General features: G+C 71.6%; 15 protein-coding genes. 12 read left to right on the forward strand and 3 right to left on the reverse strand.

Annotation, left to right across the window (positions count from 1 at the left end; genetic code table 11):
- Positions 1–398: 398 nt before the first annotated feature.
- The 12 genes from AC07DS_RS41605 to AC07DS_RS41660 all read left to right on the forward strand — a co-directional run bounded on the left by AC07DS_RS41605 (position 399) and on the right by AC07DS_RS41660 (position 14,984).
- Positions 399–1,847, forward strand: coding sequence for a maltokinase N-terminal cap-like domain-containing protein (locus AC07DS_RS41605; protein ID WP_479153937.1), 1,449 nt, complete (start codon positions 399–401; stop codon positions 1,845–1,847).
- Between the two features lie 145 nt (positions 1,848–1,992).
- Entirely contained in the window at positions 1,993–3,831 is a 1,839-nt protein-coding gene (locus tag AC07DS_RS41610; protein ID WP_479153938.1) for an AGE family epimerase/isomerase, read from the forward strand.
- Positions 3,828–4,169, forward strand: coding sequence for an STAS domain-containing protein (locus tag AC07DS_RS41615; RefSeq protein ID WP_145885149.1), 342 nt, complete (start codon positions 3,828–3,830; stop codon positions 4,167–4,169). The genes AC07DS_RS41610 and AC07DS_RS41615 overlap by 4 nt, the downstream gene beginning before the upstream one ends.
- A complete protein-coding gene (gene glgX, locus AC07DS_RS41620; RefSeq protein WP_479153939.1) occupies positions 4,166–6,310 on the forward strand; it encodes a glycogen debranching protein GlgX in 2,145 nt (714 codons plus the stop codon). Before AC07DS_RS41615 ends, glgX begins: the two co-directional genes overlap by 4 nt.
- Before the next feature lie 70 nt (positions 6,311–6,380).
- Positions 6,381–6,692 carry an STAS domain-containing protein gene (locus AC07DS_RS41625; RefSeq protein WP_479153940.1) on the forward strand — a complete coding sequence of 104 codons (312 nt, stop codon included), beginning with the start codon at positions 6,381–6,383 and terminating at the stop codon, positions 6,690–6,692.
- Between the two features lie 12 nt (positions 6,693–6,704).
- A complete protein-coding gene (locus AC07DS_RS41630) occupies positions 6,705–7,214 on the forward strand; it encodes an ATP-binding protein (protein WP_479153941.1) in 510 nt (169 codons plus the stop codon).
- A gap of 10 nt (positions 7,215–7,224) precedes the next feature.
- Positions 7,225–8,460 carry a PP2C family protein-serine/threonine phosphatase gene (locus AC07DS_RS41635; protein ID WP_479153942.1) on the forward strand — a complete coding sequence of 412 codons (1,236 nt, stop codon included), beginning with the start codon at positions 7,225–7,227 and terminating at the stop codon, positions 8,458–8,460.
- A gap of 20 nt (positions 8,461–8,480) precedes the next feature.
- Positions 8,481–9,275 carry a MinD/ParA family ATP-binding protein gene (locus AC07DS_RS41640; RefSeq protein WP_479153943.1) on the forward strand — a complete coding sequence of 265 codons (795 nt, stop codon included), beginning with the start codon at positions 8,481–8,483 and terminating at the stop codon, positions 9,273–9,275.
- 70 nt (positions 9,276–9,345) lie between these two features.
- Positions 9,346–11,388, forward strand: a complete 2,043-nt coding sequence (locus AC07DS_RS41645; protein WP_479153980.1) for an alpha-1,4-glucan--maltose-1-phosphate maltosyltransferase — start codon at positions 9,346–9,348, stop codon at positions 11,386–11,388.
- A complete protein-coding gene (gene glgB / locus AC07DS_RS41650; RefSeq protein WP_479153944.1) occupies positions 11,385–13,619 on the forward strand; it encodes a 1,4-alpha-glucan branching protein GlgB in 2,235 nt (744 codons plus the stop codon). The genes AC07DS_RS41645 and glgB overlap by 4 nt, the downstream gene beginning before the upstream one ends.
- Positions 13,616–14,050 (forward strand): CoA-binding protein, encoded by a 435-nt coding sequence (locus tag AC07DS_RS41655; protein ID WP_479153945.1) that lies wholly within the window; start codon positions 13,616–13,618, stop codon positions 14,048–14,050. The genes glgB and AC07DS_RS41655 overlap by 4 nt, the downstream gene beginning before the upstream one ends.
- A gap of 16 nt (positions 14,051–14,066) precedes the next feature.
- Positions 14,067–14,984 carry an NAD(P)/FAD-dependent oxidoreductase gene (locus tag AC07DS_RS41660; RefSeq protein WP_479153946.1) on the forward strand — a complete coding sequence of 306 codons (918 nt, stop codon included), beginning with the start codon at positions 14,067–14,069 and terminating at the stop codon, positions 14,982–14,984.
- Positions 14,985–14,997: 13 nt separating this feature from the next.
- Here the strand turns inward: AC07DS_RS41660 and AC07DS_RS41665 are convergent, their stop codons facing one another.
- The 3 genes from AC07DS_RS41665 to AC07DS_RS41675 are packed head-to-tail and all read right to left on the reverse strand — an operon-like array spanning position 14,998 to position 18,256.
- Complete coding sequence (locus tag AC07DS_RS41665; protein ID WP_479153947.1) at positions 14,998–15,966, reverse strand: aldo/keto reductase; 969 nt, start codon at positions 15,964–15,966, stop codon at positions 14,998–15,000.
- Positions 15,966–17,576: an MFS transporter gene (locus AC07DS_RS41670; RefSeq protein WP_479153948.1), complete on the reverse strand. Its 1,611-nt coding sequence runs from the start codon at positions 17,574–17,576 to the stop codon at positions 15,966–15,968. The genes AC07DS_RS41665 and AC07DS_RS41670 overlap by 1 nt, the downstream gene beginning before the upstream one ends.
- Entirely contained in the window at positions 17,573–18,256 is a 684-nt protein-coding gene (locus AC07DS_RS41675) for a type 1 glutamine amidotransferase domain-containing protein (protein WP_479153949.1), read from the reverse strand. The genes AC07DS_RS41670 and AC07DS_RS41675 overlap by 4 nt, the downstream gene beginning before the upstream one ends.
- Between the last annotated feature and the right edge of the window lie 4 nt (positions 18,257–18,260).

An 18,260-nucleotide genomic window follows, 5' to 3' on the forward strand; every position in this document is an offset into this window, starting at 1 on the left:
GAGCGTTCCTGTGGACGCGGAGTGGAAGCGGGTGCGCGCCGGAACCTGCCGGTTGCCGTGCGGGTGCCGGTTCGTGGGTGTGGGTGCCGGAGTCGGCAGGTTGCCGCGCGGCTGCCGAACCGTGGGTGTGGGTGTCGCGGGCCGGCCGTTGCCGGTGGGGATGCGGGTGTCGCGCGAGCGGGTGGGGGTGCGGGCCGCATGAGCGTTCCTGTGGACGCGGAGTGGAAGCGGGTGCGCGCCGGAACCTGCCGGTTGCCGTGCGGGTGCCGGTTCGTGGGTGTGGGTGCCGGAGTCGGCCGGTTGCCGCGCGGCTGCCGAACCGTGGGTGTGGGTGTCGCGGGCCGGCCGTTGCCGGTGGGGATGCGGGTGTGCCGGGTGCGGGTGGGGGTGTGGGGCGGATGAGCGTTCTTGTGGACACGGAGCTGGAGCGGGTGCGTGCGGTGCTGGACGGGCTGCTCGCGGCGTGGCTGCCCGGCCGGCGCTGGTTCGCGGGCAAGGACACCGGGACGCCTGCCGTCACCACCCGGCTCCTGGAGCGGGTGCTGCCGGGCGATCCGGGGCTCCTGGTCGCGGTGTTCGACACCGGCGCCGACGGCCCGTACCAGGCGTTGATCGGGATGCGCCGGGGGCCGGCCCCGGTGCCGTCCGAGGCGGTGATCGGCCGCTCGACCGCACCTGGCGGGCCGGTCCTGACGCTGTACGAGGGCACGCAGGACCCGGAGTTGATGACCAGGCTGCTGGAGCGCTTCGACGCCGACGAGCAGGGGCCGGTGCGCTTCGAGCGCCTGCCCGGCAGCGAGCTGCCCTTCGGGGTGCCCGGAGTGGCGAGCACGGCGGAGCAGTCCAACACCTCGGTGGCCTTCGCCGACCGGGCGATGTTCAAGGTGCTGCGCCGGCCCGTGCCCGGGACCAGCCCGGAGCTGGAGCTGCTCGGCGCGCTGCAGCGGGCCGGCTCGGTGCCGAGCGCGGCGCCGCTGGCCCAGGTGCGGACCACGGGCGAGTCCCCGGTGGGCGCCTTCACGCTCGGCATCGTGCAGGAGTTCGTGCGCTCGCGCGGGGACGGCTGGGCGGCGGCCACCGCCCAGGCCCGCGTGTGCCTGGCGGCCGGGCGCGGCACCGAGGCGCCGCTCGGCGGCTTCGCCGAGGAGTCGTACGCGCTGGGCCTGGCCACCGCCCGGGTGCACACCGCCCTCGCCGAGCAGCTCGGCAGCCGGCCGCTCACCGGGCCGGAGAGCGCGGCCCTGCTCGACCTGCTGGGCGAGCGCCTGGCGGAGGGACTGCGGTCCGTGCCCCAGCTGTCCCCGTACACGGCCGGGTTGTGGGAGCTGCACGAGGAGCTGCGGGGCAGCGTCCTGGGCGGCCGGACGCCGCTGGTCCAGCGGATCCACGGCGATCTGCACCTGGGGCAGGTGCTGCGCACCGAACAGGGCTGGGTGCTCATCGACTTCGAGGGCGAACCCGGACACTCGCCGCAGGAACGCCGCCGGCCGCAGCCGGCCCTGCGCGATGTCGCCGCGATGCTGCGCTCCTTCGACTACGCGGCCCACCACGCCCTGACCGAGGTGCTGGACCGCCCGCCGGCCGAGACGCCGTCCGGCGATCCGCACGCGGCCCGGCTGGCCCGCCGGGCCACGGCCTGGGCGGTGCACAACCGGCAGGCGTACTGCGCCGGTTATGCCGCCGGGGGCGGCCAGGACCCGCGCCGCGAACCGCTGCTGGTGCGTTCCTTCGAGGCGGACAAGGCCGTCTACGAGGCGGTGTACGAGGCCCACAACCGGCCCGAATGGCTGCCCATCCCGCTGCTCGCCGTACGCCGGCTGACCGAAGAAATCCAGCAGCAGAATTGAAAGTTCAGGAAGTCCGCGACCGCTCTTTGTCGGTGAGATACGGGTCCGCTGAAGATGTGACACGTTCGCGAAATGTCAAGAACGGGAGATTCGATGGTTCATCAGTCCCGGACGAATTCAAAATCATAATGCGAAGGGTGTGACCATGTCCGACACCGTCAACTTCACGTTCTCCGACACCATCGCGGGCCGGGTGGCCGGATTCGACCGCGAGGCGCGCGTCTTCACCCTCGTCACCGCGGACGGCCGCCACTTCGACGTCTCGCTGGACGGCGGGCCCGGCGCGGAGCTGCTGCACAACCTCGGGGAGCCCTACCAGGACGCCTCCGGCCACATCGACTCACTGCTGGAGGAGGGCCGCTACGTCCTGGCGTACGGCATCTTCTACCCGCAGGCGGACGGGCTGCGGTTCGAGGCCAAGCGGCTGATCTTCACCGGCCGGCAGACGGACGACCACCGGTTCGAGGAGGCCGGCTGGTGGATCCGGCAGATCCGTGAGATAGCCGGCTTCTACCGCCGGGCCCAGTTCGGCGACGGGCCGGCCGACTTCTCGCGCTACCGCACCGAGATCCGGCTCAGCGGTGACAAGACCGCGAGCCACGTCCAGGAGACGGACACCATCTCCCGGCTGGTCTACGGCATGGCCTCCGCGTTCCTGCTGACCGGCGACGACGAGTACCTGGAGATCGCCGAGCGGGGCACCGAGTACCTGCGCGAGCACATGCGGTTCGTGGACGCCGACGAGAACGTCGTGTACTGGTACCACGGCCTCAAGGTCGACGGCGACATCGAGACCAAGCTCTTCACCTCGGAGTTCTCCGACGACTACGACGCGCTGCCCGCCTACGAGCAGATCTACGCGCTGGCCGGCCCGATCCAGACCTACCGGATCACCGGCGACCCGCGCATCAAGGCCGACGCGGACGCCACCATCCGGCTCTTCGACCGGTTCTACCTGGACCCGGAGCACGGTGGCTACTTCTCGCACATCGACCCGATCCTGCTCAGCCCGGAGCACGAGTCGCTCGGCCCCAACCGGGCCCGCAAGAACTGGAACTCCGTCGGCGACCACGCACCGGCCTACCTGATCAACCTGTACCTGGCCACCGGCGAGAAGACCTACGCCGACATGCTGGAGTACACCTTCGACACCATCGTCGGCCGCTTCCCCGACCCCGAGCACAGCCCCTTCGTGCAGGAACGGTTCCACAAGGACTGGTCCCACGACACCACGCACGGCTGGCAGCAGAACCGCGCGGTCGTCGGCCACAACCTCAAGATCGCCTGGAACCTGCTGCGGATGCACTCGCTGCGTCCCAAGCAGAGCTATCTGGAGCTGGCCACCGCCCTCGGCGAGACCATGCCCGAGTGGGGCGCGGACCGGCAGCGCGGCGGCTGGTACGACGTGGTGGAGCGGATCCGGGTGGCCGGCGAGGACCGGCACCGGTTCACCTGGCACGACCGCAAGGCGTGGTGGCAGCAGGAGCAGGCGATCCTCGCCTACCTCATCCTGCACGGCACCACGCACCGCGCGGACTTCCAGAGCGAGGCCCGGGACGCCCAGGCCTTCTACAACGCCTTCTTCCTCGACCACGACGAGGGCGCCGTCTACTTCAACGTGCTCGCGAACGGGCTGCCGTATCTGCTCGGGGTCGAGCGGCTCAAGGGCAGCCACTCGATGTCGATGTACCACTCGGCAGAGCTGTGCTACCTCGCGGCCGTCTACAACAACCTGCTGCTGGGGGGCAGCGCCATGGACTTCTGGTTCAAGCCCGACCCCGCGCTGGTCGAGGGCCGGGTGCTGCGTGTGGCGCCGGACCTGCTGCCGCGCGGATCCGTACGCATCGAGTCCGTCGAGATCGACGGCGAGCCGCACAGCGCCTTCGACGCCGAGGGCCTGCTCGTGCACCTGCCCGAGACGTCCGGGCGGGTCAAGGTCAAGGTCCGGCTGGCCCCGGTGGCCCGGGCGGAGGTGGCGGCATGACCGTCAAGCTCAGCTCCCGTACCGAGGGCGACACCGCGGTGGTCGTCCTCGAAGGAGAGATCAACTCCACCACGTCCGGCGGGCTCCAGGCCCAGCTGCTGCCGTTCGTCGGGCAGGGCAGCCGGCTGCTGATCGACCTCAGCGGGGTCAGCTACGTCTCCAGCGCGGGCCTGCGCACCCTGCTGATCGTGCACCGCAGGGCCCAGCAGCTGCAGACCGCGGTGATCCTGGTGGGCCTGTCGGAGGAGGTCCGGTTCGTGATGTCCGCCACCGGGTTCCTGGACTTCTTCCAGATCGAGGAAGACCTGGACGCCGCACGGGAACACACGGGCCGATGACCGTCCAGGAGACACGTGAGCGCGTCGACGCGTTCCCCACCCGCCGGATCGGCGGCTACCGGGTCCGGGCCGGACGGCCCTTCCCGTACGGCGCCCATCCGGTACCGGGGGGGATCAACTTCTCGGTCTACTCCGACCGGGCCACCGCGATGCGGCTGGTCCTCTTCGAGCGGGGCGCCCGCCGGCCCGTCGCCGAACTGGAGTTCCCGCCGGAGTTCCGCATCGGCAGCGTGTACGCGATGACGGTCTTCGACCTGGACGCGGAGAACCTGGAGTACGGCTTCCGCGCCGACGGCCCCTTCGACCCGGAGGCCGGCGACCGGTTCGACCCGGGCAAGGTGCTCAGCGACCCCTACGCCCGGCTGGTCTCCGGCCGGGACGTGTGGGGGCGGGAGCCGGACTGGCACGACGTCTACCCCTACCGCGCGAAGGTGCTCGACGACGACTTCGACTGGGGCGACGACACTCCGCTCAACATCCCCACCGAGGACCTGGTCGTCTACGAGACCCACGTCCGCGGCTTCACCCGCCACCCCTCGTCCGGGGTGAGCGCCCCGGGCACCTACGCCGGTCTGCGGGAGAAGATCCCCTACCTGACGGACCTCGGCGTCAACTGCGTGGAGCTGCTGCCGGTGTTCGAGTTCGACGAGCTGGACAACCCGCGCACCGACCCGGCCACCGGCGGACGGCTCCACAACTACTGGGGCTACAACACCGTTTCGTTCTTCGCGCCCAAGGCCGGGTACGCGGCCACGGGCCGGTTCGGGATGCAGGCCGACGAGTTCAAGACCCTCGTCAGGGAGCTGCACCGGGCCGGCATCGAGGTCATGCTCGACGTGGTGTTCAACCACACCGCCGAGGGCAACGAGCACGGCCCGACCATCTCGTTCCGCGGCCTGGACAACGCCACGTACTACATGCTCACGCCGCGGGGCGAGTACTACAACTTCAGCGGGACCGGCAACACCGTCAACTGCAACCACCCCGTGGTGCGCGACTTCGTGCTGTCCTGTTTGCGCTACTGGGTGGCCGAGTACCACATCGACGGCTTCCGCTTCGATCTCGCGGCCATCCTCGACCGGGCGCCCGACGGCACCCCGCTGCCCAATCCGCCCCTGCTGGAGCAGCTGGCCCACGACCCGATCCTGCGCCACACCAAGCTGATCGCCGAGGCCTGGGACGCGGCCGGCCTCTACCAGGTGGGCGCGTTCCCGAACTACGGCCGCTGGTCGGAGTGGAACGGCAAGTACCGGGACACCGTGCGCCGCTTCGTCAAGGGCGAGCCGGGTCTGGTCGGCGAGCTGGCCACCCGGATGGCCGGCTCCCCCGACCTGTACCGGGGCCGCACCTCCTCGGCGTCGGTCAACTTCATCACCGCGCACGACGGATTCACCCTCAACGACCTGGTGTCGTACAACGACAAGCACAACGAGGCCAACGGCGAGGACAACCGCGACGGCGGCAACGACAACCACAGCTGGAACTGCGGCGAGGAGGGGCCCAGCGCCTCGGCGCACGTCCGGGACCTCAGGACGCGCCAGATGAAGAACCTGCTGGGCATCCTCCTCACCAGCCAGGGCGTTCCGATGGTCCTGGCCGGGGACGAGGTCGGGCGCACCCAGCTCGGCAACAACAACGGCTACTGCCAGGACAACGAGCTCTCCTGGTTCGACTGGGGGCTCGTCGAGGCCAACGCCGAACTGCTGGAGTTCTCCCGGCGCCTGATCGCCTTCCGGCACGTCCACCCGGTCCTGCGCTCCGCCGACCACCCGGTCGGCTCCGACCGGGTCGGCAGTGGATACCCCGACATCAGCTGGCACGGGGTACGGGCCTGGCACCCGGACTGGTCCACGCACAGCAGGGTGCTCGGGCTGATGCGGTGCGGCCGGCACGCCAAGGGCGGCACCGTCGCCGACGACCACGTCTACATCGCGGTGAACGCCCACTGGGAGTCGCACGACCTGGAGCTGCCCGGCCTGCCCGAGGGACAGGCGTGGCATCTGTTCGCCGACACCTCTCTCGCCGCCCCGCACGGTCTCGCCGAGGTCGGCGGCGAGCGCGAGCTGCACCATCCGGGCCGTTACCACCTCGGCCCGCACGCGCTGGTGATCCTCGTCGGCCGCGACCGGCGCACCGGCTGACCCGCGGCACGCACGCCTCGCAGACGCATGCCTCGAGACGGAGGCCTCACTCACAGAAGGAGAGCTGTTCATGTCGTTCGACGGAAAGCTGAGCGTGTCCGAGGGCATCGCGACGATCGAGATCAAGGGTGAACTCGACGCGTCCACCGCACCCCGCTTCCACGACCTGGTCGACCGGGCCGCCGAGCAGGGCGCGGTGCGGCTGGAGATAGACGCCCGGAACCTCGACTTCATGGCCAGCGCGGGCCTGCGCTCCCTGGTCTTCGCCCGCCAGAAGATGGGCGACGAGGTGCGCATCGCCGTGATCGGGGCCACGGAGCCGGTGAGCCGGACCATCCGGCTCGCGGGCTTCGACCACAGCATCGAGCTGATCGACGCCTGAGAGGGGCGCAAGATGGCGATCGACTCCGGAGCCGCCTCGGCCGGACCCACCGCTGGACAGGAGTGGTGCGAGGCGGGCTGCGCCGGTCAGCCGCTCGCCGGGACCACGGCGGCGCTGAGGATCGCGGCCGACCTCGAATCCCTTGACCTGGTCGCCCGGTTCGTCCTCGAACTCGGGCGGTCGGGCCGGCTGACCAGCAGCGAGACCTACCGGTTGCGGCTGGCTGCCGACGAGCTGGCGACCAACATCGTCATGCACGGCTACTGCGGGGCACCGGGCGGCATCTGCGTGGACGGCGGGGTCACCCCGGACCGGGTGTGGGTGCGTTTCTCCGACGACGCCCCGCCCTTCGATCCCCGCGGCGGCATGAAGGCGCCCGACCTGGAGGTACCCCTGGCCCGGCGCGCCGTCGGCGGACTCGGGGTCTTCCTGGCGCTGACGGCGGTGGACCGCTTCGACTACGAGCTGGTGGCGGGGCGCAACGTCAGCGTGCTGACGATCCACCGCGACCACCACGGATAGATGAGACGAGATGTCACATACGAAGGTGCTGCTCCTTGACGAACACCGCCGGGCCCCGGCCGAGTTGCTGGCCACGCTGGAGGCACTGCGGTTCGAGGTCCGCCGCCGGACGCCGGGCGAGGCGCTCGCGCTGGCGCCGGGCGAGCTGGGCGAGACCGAGGTGCTGCTCGTCTCCGCCCGGCTCGCACCGGCCACGGTGAGAGCGGTCGTACGGCGGCTGGACGACGAGGGACGGCAGCCGACCGTCGTGGCGTTCGCCGACCACGATCTTCACCTGCTCGGCGGGCACGTCCAGGCCGGCTCCGACTACCTGGTACCGCCGTTCCATCCCGAGCTGGTCCGCGCCCGGCTGCGCAACTGCCATGAGCGCGCCGAGTTCAGCCGCACCCTGGAGGACGTGGCCGCCCACGCCGAACTGCTCAGCTACGAGCGGGAGCTGGAGATCGGCCGGGAGATCCAGCTCGGGTTCCTGCCGGACGCCCTGCCCAGCCCCGACGGCTGGGAGATCGACGTCCGCTTCCGGCCTGCCCGCACCGTCGCCGGGGACTTCTACGACGTCTTCGAACTGGTCAACCGGCGCCGGCTGGCCCTCGTGGTGGCCGACGTCTGCGACAAGGGCGTGGGCGCCGCCCTGTTCATGGCGCTGATCCGCAGCCTGCTGCGGCACACCGCCGAGCAGAGCGGGCTGCAGAACCTGATCGCCGCCGACGTGCTGAACGAGTCCACCGTCTGGGAGGAGCAGACCCGAGCGATCCCCGTCGTGGGAGCCACCCCGCTGCTGAACGCGGTGGTGGGCACCAACAACTACCTGACCCGCAACCACATCAGACAGGGCTACTTCGCCACCCTGTTCTTCGGTGTCCTCGACCCGGTCACCGGCAACCTCGTCTACATCAACGGCGGCCACAACCCGCCGGTCCTGGTCAGTGCCGACGGATCCGAGCCGGTGCTCCTGGAGCCCACCGGGCCGGCCGTCGGCGTCATCCCCGACGTCACCTTCTCGCTGGGCTACGCGCAGATCAGCCCGGGTGACACCCTCTTCATCTACACGGACGGGGTCACCGAGGCGCGTTCCGGAACGGGACGGTTCTTCGGGAACGACCTGATGCTCAAGCAGCTGACCGAGGCGGCGGTGCGCGGCGAGGAACTCCTCGACCACATGGACGGTGTGCTCAACGAGTTCGTCGGTCCCGCCGAGCAGTCGGACGACATCACCATGATGGCCGTGCACCGACGCGCCTCCTGACGGAATCCCGGGTGGAGACCATGTCGCAGATCATCACCGTGCACTCGTACCGGGGCGGTACGGGCAAGTCCAGCACGGCCGCCAACCTGGCGGTGCTGCTGGCCTCCTCCGGGCACCGGGTCGCACTGGTGGACACCGACATCCAGACGCCTGCCCTGGACGTCATGTTCGGCGACGCGCTCGGCACGGTCCGGCACTCCCTGAGCGACTACCTGATCGGGCGCTGCGAGATCGAGGAGGCCGCCTACGCCGCGGAGGCGGACGCCGGGCACGACGGCTTCTTCGTGGTGCCGGCCCGCAGCCGGGCCGCGGGCATCAACGAGATCATGGGGCGCGGCTACGACGTCGGGCTGCTCCGCGAGGGCTTCGACCGGCTGATCGACTCGCTCGCCCTCGACGTGCTGCTCCTCGACACCCACGCCGGGTTCAACAACGAGACGGTCACCTCGATGGCCAGCTCGGACGCCCTGGTGGTGGTCACCCGGGCGGACCGGCTGGACATGGCGGGCGCCGCCGAGACGATGTCGCTCGCCGAGCGCCTCGGCTGCGGGCAGCTGAGCGTGGCGGTGAACCTGGTGCCGGCCGGAACGGCACCGGAGCCGCTGCGCGCGAAGGTGGAGAACGCCTTCGGCACCCGGATCACCGTGGCGCTGCCCTACGCCACCGAGATGGCGTCACTGGCCGGTGAGCGGCTGTTCAGCACGGCCTATCCGCACCACCCGCTGGTGGCCGGCTACCGCCGCATCATCGCCGACGTGAGCAACGGGACCACGGCGCTGCGCCGGCCCGCGCCGCATCCCCATTCCCTGCCCTGACCCCGGTCCGCGCGACATCCGGCGCAACGTCCGGGCCCACGACCGTACTTCGGTGCCAGGAGGCATGACCATGCAAGGCAAGCCCGACGTCCGTCGGCCGGCCCCCACCGTCGGCCGGATACCCGTGCGGGACGTCCGCCCCCAGGTGGACGCGGGCCGCCGCCCCGTCCGTGCCGTGCCGGGCGAGCTGTTCGAGGTGTCCGCCACCGTCTTCCGGGAGGGACACGACGCGGTCGCCGCGAACGTCGTCCTGACCGGTCCGGACGGTGTGCCCGGACCCTGGACGCCCATGCGGCTGCTCGCCCCCGGCACCGACCGGTACGCCGCGCAGGTCTCGGCCGGCCGGGAGGGCGAGTGGACGTACCGGGTCGAGGCGTGGACCGATCCCCTGGCCACCTGGCGGCACACCGCACGCATCAAGATCCCGGCCCGGATCGACGTGGAGCTGGTCCTGGCGGAGGGGGCGCTGCTGCTGGAGCGGGCGCTGCACAAACTGCCGGCCGCCGCTCCGGAGCGGGCCCGTGAGGTGCTCGGGACGGCGCGCGACCGGCTCCTGGACGGCAGACTCGCCCCCGACGACCGGCTCTCCGCCGCACTCGACGCCGAGGTGACCGGCATCCTGGCCGCTCATCCGCTGCGCGAGCTGGTGACCTGTTCCGAGGAACTGCCGCTGCGCGTCGACCGGGCGCGGGCGCTGTCCGGGTCCTGGTACGAGTTCTTCCCGCGCTCCGAGGGGGCCGTGCCGGCCACGGTGAATGCCGAGGGCGTACTGGAGCCGCCCCGCTCGGGGACCCTGCGCACCGCCGCTGAGCGGCTGGAGGCCGTCGCCGCGATGGGCTTCGACGTGGTGTACCTGCCGCCCGTCCATCCCATCGGCACCACCCACCGCAAGGGCCGCGGCAACACCCTGGCCGCGGGCCCGCACGACCCGGGATCGCCGTGGGCGATCGGCTCACCGGACGGCGGCCACGACGCCGTCCACCCGGACCTCGGCACCCTGGACGACTTCGACCACTTCGTCGCCCGGGCCGCCGAACTCGGTCTGGAGGTGGCGCTCGACTTCGCGCTGCAGTGCTCACCGGACCACCCCTGGGTCACCGAGCACCCGGAGTGGTTCCGGCACCGGCTGGACGGCTCGATCGCCTACGCCGAGAACCCGCCGAAGAAGTACCAGGACATCTATCCCCTCGACTTCGACACCGAACCCGAGGGGCTGTACGCGGAGTGCCTGCGCGTACTGCGCCACTGGATGGCCCACGGGGTGCGGATCTTCCGCGTGGACAACCCGCACACCAAACCCGTCTGGTTCTGGGAGCGGCTCATCGAGGAGGTGCGCTCCACCGACCCCGACGTGCTCTTCCTCGCCGAGGCGTTCACCCGTCCCGCGATGATGCACAGCCTGGCCCGGGTCGGCTTCCACCAGTCGTACACGTACTTCACCTGGCGCAACTCCAAGGAGGAGGTCGAGTCCTACCTCGCCGAACTGGCCGGGCTCGGCGGCGAGGAGAGTGCGGCCTACCTGCGGCCGAACCTCTTCGTGAACACCCCGGACATCCTCAACGCCTTCCTGCAGTACGGCGGCCGCGCGGCCTTCGCGGTCCGCGCCGTGCTCGCCGCGACGGCGGCCCCCACCTGGGGTGTCTACGCGGGCTACGAGCTGTACGAGAACGTGCCCGCCGGACCGGGCAGCGAGGAGTACCTCGACTCGGAGAAGTACCAGTACCGGCCCCGGGACTGGAAGGCGGCCGACGCCTCCGGCGGCACCCTCGCCCCGCTGATCACCACGCTCAACCGGCTGCGCCGCGAACACCCCGCCCTGCGCCAGCTGCGCAACGTGCGCTTCCACCGGGCGGACAACGACGCGGTGGTCTGCTTCTCCAAGCGGGTCGGGGACGACTGGGTGCTGGTGGTCCTCAACCTCGATCCGCACAGCGTGCGGGAGGCGACGGTCCATCTCGACCTGCCGGCCCTCGGCCTCGACCGCGCCGACACCTTCGACGCGCACGACGCGCTGTCCGGCGAGACGTACCGCTGGGGCCGTGAGAACTACGTACGCCTCGATCCGGAGCACCAGGTCGCCCACATCATCACGGACAGGACGCGCCTCTCGTGAACCCGCCGGTTTCCCCCCACCCCGTCCGGACGGCCCCCGCACGGCTGCCGGCCACCGACCTCAAACGCCTGACCACCGGCGAGTCGAGCGATCCGCACGCGCTGCTCGGCCCGCACCGGGGACCCGAGGGTGTGACCCTGCGCGTTCTCAAGCCGCTCGCGGAGGCGGTGTGGGCGATCGGCCCGGCCGGGGAGGTCCTGGCCGAGCTGGCCCACGAGGGCGGCGGCGTCTTCTCCGGGCTGCTGCCCGACGGCAGGTCCGACTACCGGCTGCGGGTGCGGTACGCCGAGTGCGACTGCGAGACGGACGACCCGTACCGCTTCCCGCCCGTGCCGGGGGAGCTGGACCTGTACCTGATCGCCGAGGGCCGGCACGAGCGGCTGTGGACGGTGCTCGGCGCCCAGGTGCGCGAGCACCGTTCCGTCTCCGGCACCGCGTTCGCGGTCTGGGCGCCCAACGCCCGCGCCGTCCGGGTCGTCGGCGACTTCAACCACTGGGACGGCACCGGGCACCCCATGCGGTCGCTGGGCACCTCCGGCGTGTGGGAACTGTTCGTGCCGGACGTCGGCGACGGCTGCCGGTACAAGTTCGAGATCCTCGGACCCGACGGCACCTGGCGGCAGAAGGCCGATCCGCTGGCCCGCTCCGCGGAGGCCGCGCCCGGCACCGCCTCCGTCGTCTTCGCCTCCCGCCACCGGTGGACGGACGCCGAATGGATGGCGGCCCGCGGCCGGCGGCGCGCCGAGCGGGCGCCGATGAGCGTGTACGAACTGCACCTCGGCTCCTGGCGGCCGGGCCGGACCTACCGGCAGCTGGCCACCGAACTGCCCGGCTACGTCAAGGCGCTGGGCTTCACCCACGTGGAGTTCCTGCCCGTCGCCGAGCACCCGTTCCGCGGCTCCTGGGGCTACCAGGTCACCTCGTACTACGCGCCCATGGCCGCGCTCGGCACCCCCGACGACTTCAGGTACCTGGTCGACGCGCTGCACCGGGCCGGCATCGGCGTGATCCTCGACTGGGTGCCGGCACACTTCCCGAAGGACGACTGGGCGCTGGCCCGGTTCGACGGCGCCGCCCTGTACGAGCACCCCGACCCGCGGCGCGGCGAGCACCCCGACTGGGGCACCCTCGTCTTCGACTACGGCCGCGAGCAGGTGCGCAACTTCCTGGTCGCCAACGCCCTCTACTGGTGCACCGAGTTTCACATCGACGGTCTCAGGGTGGACGCCGTCGCCTCCATGCTCTACCTCGACTACTCGCGGCCCGAGGGCGGCTGGCTGCCCAACGCGTACGGCGGCCGGGAGCACCTGGAGGCGGTGGAGTTCCTGCAGGAGATGAACGCCGCCGTCTACCGCAGCTGTCCCGGGGTGGTCACCGTCGCAGAGGAGTCCACCGCCTGGGAGGGCGTGACCCGGCGCACCGACCACGGCGGGCTCGGCTTCGGGTTCAAGTGGAACATGGGCTGGATGCACGACTCCCTGGTCTACATGGGCAAGGACCCCGTGCACCGGCAGTACCACCACCACGCGCTGACCTTCCCCATGGTGTACGCCTACGCGGAGAACCACCTGCTGCCGATCAGCCACGACGAAGTGGTGCACGGCAAGGGCTCGTTGCTCGGGAAGATGCCCGGCGACCCCTGGCAGCGGTTCGCCGGTGTGCGGGCCTACCTGGCCTTCATGTGGGGCTTCCCCGGCAAGCATCTGCTCTTCATGGGGCAGGAGTTCGCCCAGGCGGGCGAGTGGTCGCACGACACCGGGCTCGACTGGGCGGCGCTCGGCCACGCTCCCCACGCGGGCGTGCGCGACCTGGTGAGCGACCTCAACGCGCACTATCTCGGGCTGCCCGCCCTGTGGGACCTGGACGCCGCCCCCGAGGGATTCAGCTGGCTGGACGCGGACGCGGCCGAGGACAACGTGTACTCCTTCGTCCGCCACGACGCCGACGGCACCCCGCTGGTGTGCGTGCACCACTTCCAGCCGAGCGTGCGCCACGGCTACCGCATCGGCCTGCCCGCCGGCGGCGAGTGGACCGAGATCCTCAACACCGACGCGGACCGCTACGGCGGCTCGGGCGTGGTCAACTCCGAGCCGCTGCGGGCCGGTCCGGTCCCCTGGCAGGGCCAGGGGTGGAGCACCGAGGTCACCCTGCCGCCGCTGGGTGTCATCTGGCTGCGGCCGCGGCGCCGGGCCGCGGGCGGGGAACGCGACGAAGAGGGGACATACGCATGAGCGACTACCTGTGGGACGAGTACCGGCGCATTCTCGGCGGGGCCCGCACGATCGCCGTGGTGGGCGCCTCGGCGGAGCCGGGCAAGGCCGCGCACGAGATCCCGGCCTACCTCCAGGGCAAGGGCTTCAACGTCATCCCGGTCAACCCGCACCACCGCGAGGTGCTGGGCCGGCCGGCCTTCGCCACGCTGCTCGACATCGGTGAACCGGTCGACGTCGTCGACGTGTTCCGGCCGGCGCCGCAGACCCCCGCCGTGGCCCGGCAGGCCCTGGAGATCGGGGCGCGGGCCCTGTGGCTGCAGCTCGGCATCGTCTCCGACGAGGCACGCGACATCGCCGAGGCGGGCGGCCTGCGCGTGGTCATGAACCGCTGCCTCGGGGCGGTGTACGCGGAGCTGGAGCTGGCCGGGGCACTGAGCCGGACGACCTGAGAAAGGGGACCGACGCATGAGGCTCGTCGACACCATCGTCGTGGGAGGTGGCCCGGCGGGCCTCTCCGCGGCGCTCTACCTGGCCCGCTACAACCGCGAGGTCCTGGTCTTCGACACCGGCCACGGGCGCTCGACGCACCACCAGACCAACCACAACTACCTCGGCTTCCCCGAGGGCATCCCCACCGTCGACCTCCGCAAGCTCGGCCGGGAGCAGCTCGGCCGCTACGCCAACGCCCGGGTCCTGCACCACCTGGTCACGCACGCCGAGGGCGATGCCGAGCGGGGCTTCACGGTCCGCTCCCAGGGGCACGCCTGGCGGGCCCGGGCACTGGTGCTGGCCACCGGCGTCCTCGACCACTTCCCGCACTTCGAGGGCTGGGAGTCGTACGTCGGCCGGTCGATGTTCTGGTGCATCACCTGCGACGGGTACGAGAACCGGGGGCGGCGCATCCTGGTCGTCGGGCACACCGACGCGGCCGCCGGTGAGGCCATGCAGCTGCACAGCCTCACCGACCGGGTGCGGGTGCTGACCAACAGCGGGAGCGACGAGATCAGCCCGAAGTTCCGCCGCCGTCTGGAGCGCGCCGGCATCCCGGTGGTGCACGACCGGATCGGGGAGGCCGAGGGCGCGGACGGGATGCTGTCGGCCGTGCTGACCCGCGAGGGCCGGCGGCTGGAGCTGGACGCGCTGTTCTCCATCCAGGGCGCCACCCCCGAGACCACGCTCGCCCGGCAGCTGGGCGTCCGGCTCGCCGCCACCGGATATGTCGAGGTGGATTCCGAGCAGAGGACCAGCGTGCCGGGCGTCTACGCGGCCGGCGACCTCACCGCGCTGCACTCCCACCAGGTGACGGCCGCCGTCCACGAGGGAGCGCAGGCGGCGTCGGCCGCCAACTACTTCCTGCATCCGCCGGAGCTGAAGGCGGACTGAGCACGGGTGCGGGTCAGCGGCGGGCGCCCTGGATCTGGGCGGCCGCCTCGGTCAGGCGGGACAGGTCGTCGGCGGTCAGCGTGATGTCCGCGGCGGCCGTGTTCTGCTCCAGGTAGCTGATCCGCTTGGTGCCCGGGATCGGCACGATGTCGGCGCCCTGGGCGTGCACCCAGGCCAGCGCGATCTGGCCGGGCAGCACGTCGCGGGCGGCGGCGATCTCCCGGATCACGTCGACGACCTTCTGGTTGGCGTCCAGGTTGTCCTGCGAGAACCGCGGCAGGTTGCGGCGCATGTCGTTCGAGGCCATGGTGTCCCGGCTGGTGACCGCGCCGGTCAGGAAGCCCCGGCCGAGCGGGGAGAACGGGACCACGCCGATGCCCAGCCGGCGGGCGGTGGGCAGCACCTCCGCCTCGATCTCGCGGCTCCACAGCGAGTACTCGCTCTGCAGGGCGGTGATCGGGTGCACGGCGTGGGCGCGCTCCAGCTCGTCCGCGGACACCTCGGAGACGCCGATGTAGCGGACCTTGCCGGCCTGCACCAGCTCCGCCATGGTGCCGATGGACTCCTCGAGGGGCGTCTTCGGGTCCACCCGGTGCAGGTAGTACAGGTCGACGTGGTCCACCCCGAGGCGCTCCAGCGACTCGTCGATGCAGCCGCGGATGTAGTCCGGGTCGGCCCGCAGCATCATGCCCGCGCCGGGCTTCACGTCGACGATGCCGCACTTCGTGGCGAGGGTCACCTCGTCCCGGCGCTCCCGCAGCGCGTACCCGACCAGCTTCTCGTTGGCGCCCACGCCGTACAGGCCGGTCGCCCCGTACACGTTGGCCGTGTCGATCAGGGTGACGCCCAGATCGAGGGCCCGGTGGATGGTCCTGATCGACTCCTCGTCGTTGCCGACTCCGTACGACTGGCTCATGCCCATGCAGCCGAGTCCCTGTGCGGAGACCCGCAGACCCTGGCTGCCCAGAGCGACCTGACGCATCAGTGTTTCCCTTCGTGGTGGTGGAACCAGTGGCTGAGCCGGCGGCCCACCGCGTGGCCGCCGGTCAGCAGGTAGAACGCGTGCGCGAGCCCGGTCCGCCGACCGTGCCGCACCCACAGGAAGTGGTGGTGGGGCCGGCTGTCGTGCGGGTTCGGAAGTGCATAGACCAGGACGAACGACACCAGACTAAGCGCCGCCATGAGCAACAGGGCCGATTGATAGGCGACTTGGTAACGGCTTGACGCTGCGGCCGTGCCCGGGTGGGCGCCGAGGACGGAGAAGACCGTACCGATTCCGGCCACCCCGAGAGCCTGGCCGATCTGGAACGCGGTGGTCAGGGCACCCGACGCGGAGCCCTTGTCGGAGGGGCGGATACCGGTCAGGACGACACCGATCAGCGGCGACATCGTCAGGCCCTGGGCCGTGCCGATCAGCAGCAGGGGCAGGGCCAGCTCGCCCGCCGACAGACCGGAGCCGGTGCCGCGCACGGTGGCCCAGGCGGCGATCAGACCGCCGAGCAGCAGCACGTGCCCGAGCACCAGCACGGACCGGCCGAGTCGCGGCACGAGCCGGGGCACCACCAGCGACGAGGCGAAGAACGCGATGCCGACCGGGGCGAACGCGAGCCCCGCCTGCAGCGGGTCGAGTCCGAGGCCGACCTGGAAGGTCAGCGAGGTGTAGACGGCGAGGCCGACGATGGTGATGAAGTACAGGACGCCGATCGCGATGCCCACCCCGAAGGCCCGCTGCCGGAACAGGGACGGGCGCAGCAGCGGGGTGCGGCCGGTGCGGTCCAGGCGCTGCTCGTACCGGATGAACAGGGCGAACCCGGGGACGGCTGCGGCGAACATCACCCAGGTCCACCAGGCCCAGCCCACGCCGGGACCGATCAGCAGCGGCAGCACGAGCAGCAGCAGGGCGCCGCCGAGCAGCCCGGTGCCGGCCAGGTCGATGTGGGGGCGGCCGGCGGGTTCGTCCCGGGCCATGACCCGGCGGCCGGTGAGCAGCGCGGCGGTGCCGAGCGGGACCAGCACCAGGAAAGCGGGGCGCCAGGCCAGCCCCGCCAGGTTCAGCTGGATCAGCGCGCCGCCCACGAGCTGGCCCACGACGATGGCGACGCCGATGGTGGCGCCGAACAGGCCGAGCGCGAAGTTGCGTTCGGCGCCCTCGAAGGTGTCCTGGATGATCGACAGGATCTGCGGGTAGATCAGCGCGGCGCCGAAGCCCTGCACCAGGCGGGCGCCGATGAGCACGGGCGCGTTGGGCGCCAGGCCGCTGACCAGCACGGCGACGGTGAACAGCACCAGACCGGCGAGCAGCACACGGCGCCGGCCCATCACGTCACCGAGCCGGCCGCCCGTGATCAGGAAGACGGCGTACACCAGCCCGTACCCGGCCACCACGAACTGCACGGCCCCGAACCCGACGTGCAGGGTCGCCTGGAGGGACGGCATCGCGAGGTTGGCGATGGACACTCCGCCGACGACCAGGAAGGTGCAGGTGAGTCCGACGGCGAGGACGAACCAGCGGGCGCGGCCGGTGGGCGGGGCGGCGAGGGGCGGGTACGGATCGGCTGCCCCGACCGCCTCCCCGGTCGTCGGTGCCGTCATGCGGACGCCAGGGCCAGGACGGTCGCCACGGCCGTGTCCGTGGCCGAGGCCGGGTTCTGGCCCGTGACCAGGCGGCCGTCGGTCACCGCGTGGGCGGTGAACTCGGGGGCGCTCTCGTGCTTGCCGCCCAGCTCCTCCAGGGCGGTCTGCAGCGCGAAGGGAACGACACCGGTCAGGCCCATCGCGGCCTCCTCGGCGTTGCTGAACCCGGTCAGCCGCTTGCCCTCGACCAGCGGGCGCCCGTCGGAGAGCCGCACCCCGACCAGCGCCGCCGGGCCGTGGCAGAGCGCCGCGACCACACCGCCCGCCTCGTAGACGTCCCGGGCGAGCGCGGCCAGGGCCGGGTTGCCGGGGAAGTCCCACATGGTGCCGTGGCCGCCCGCGAAGAAGACCGCGTCGTAGCCGGCCGGGTCCACGTCCTCGGCGCGCAGCGTGCCGGCCAGCTTCGCGCTCATCTCCGGGTCCTCCAGGAAGGCCTTCTGGACCCTGTCGTCCATGTCGACGCCGGAGGCCGGGGGGCGGCCGCCGCGCACCGACGCGAGGTCGACGCGGTGGCCGGCCTCGCTGAACACCCGCCAGGGGTGGGCGACTTCGGGCATGTAGTAGCCGGTGGCGCGGCCGGTGTCGCCCAGCTCCGCGTGGCTGGTGAGGACGATGAGGACCGTCTTGGTACGGGACATGGTC

Source organism: Streptomyces sp. NPDC044064, assembly GCF_056434245.1.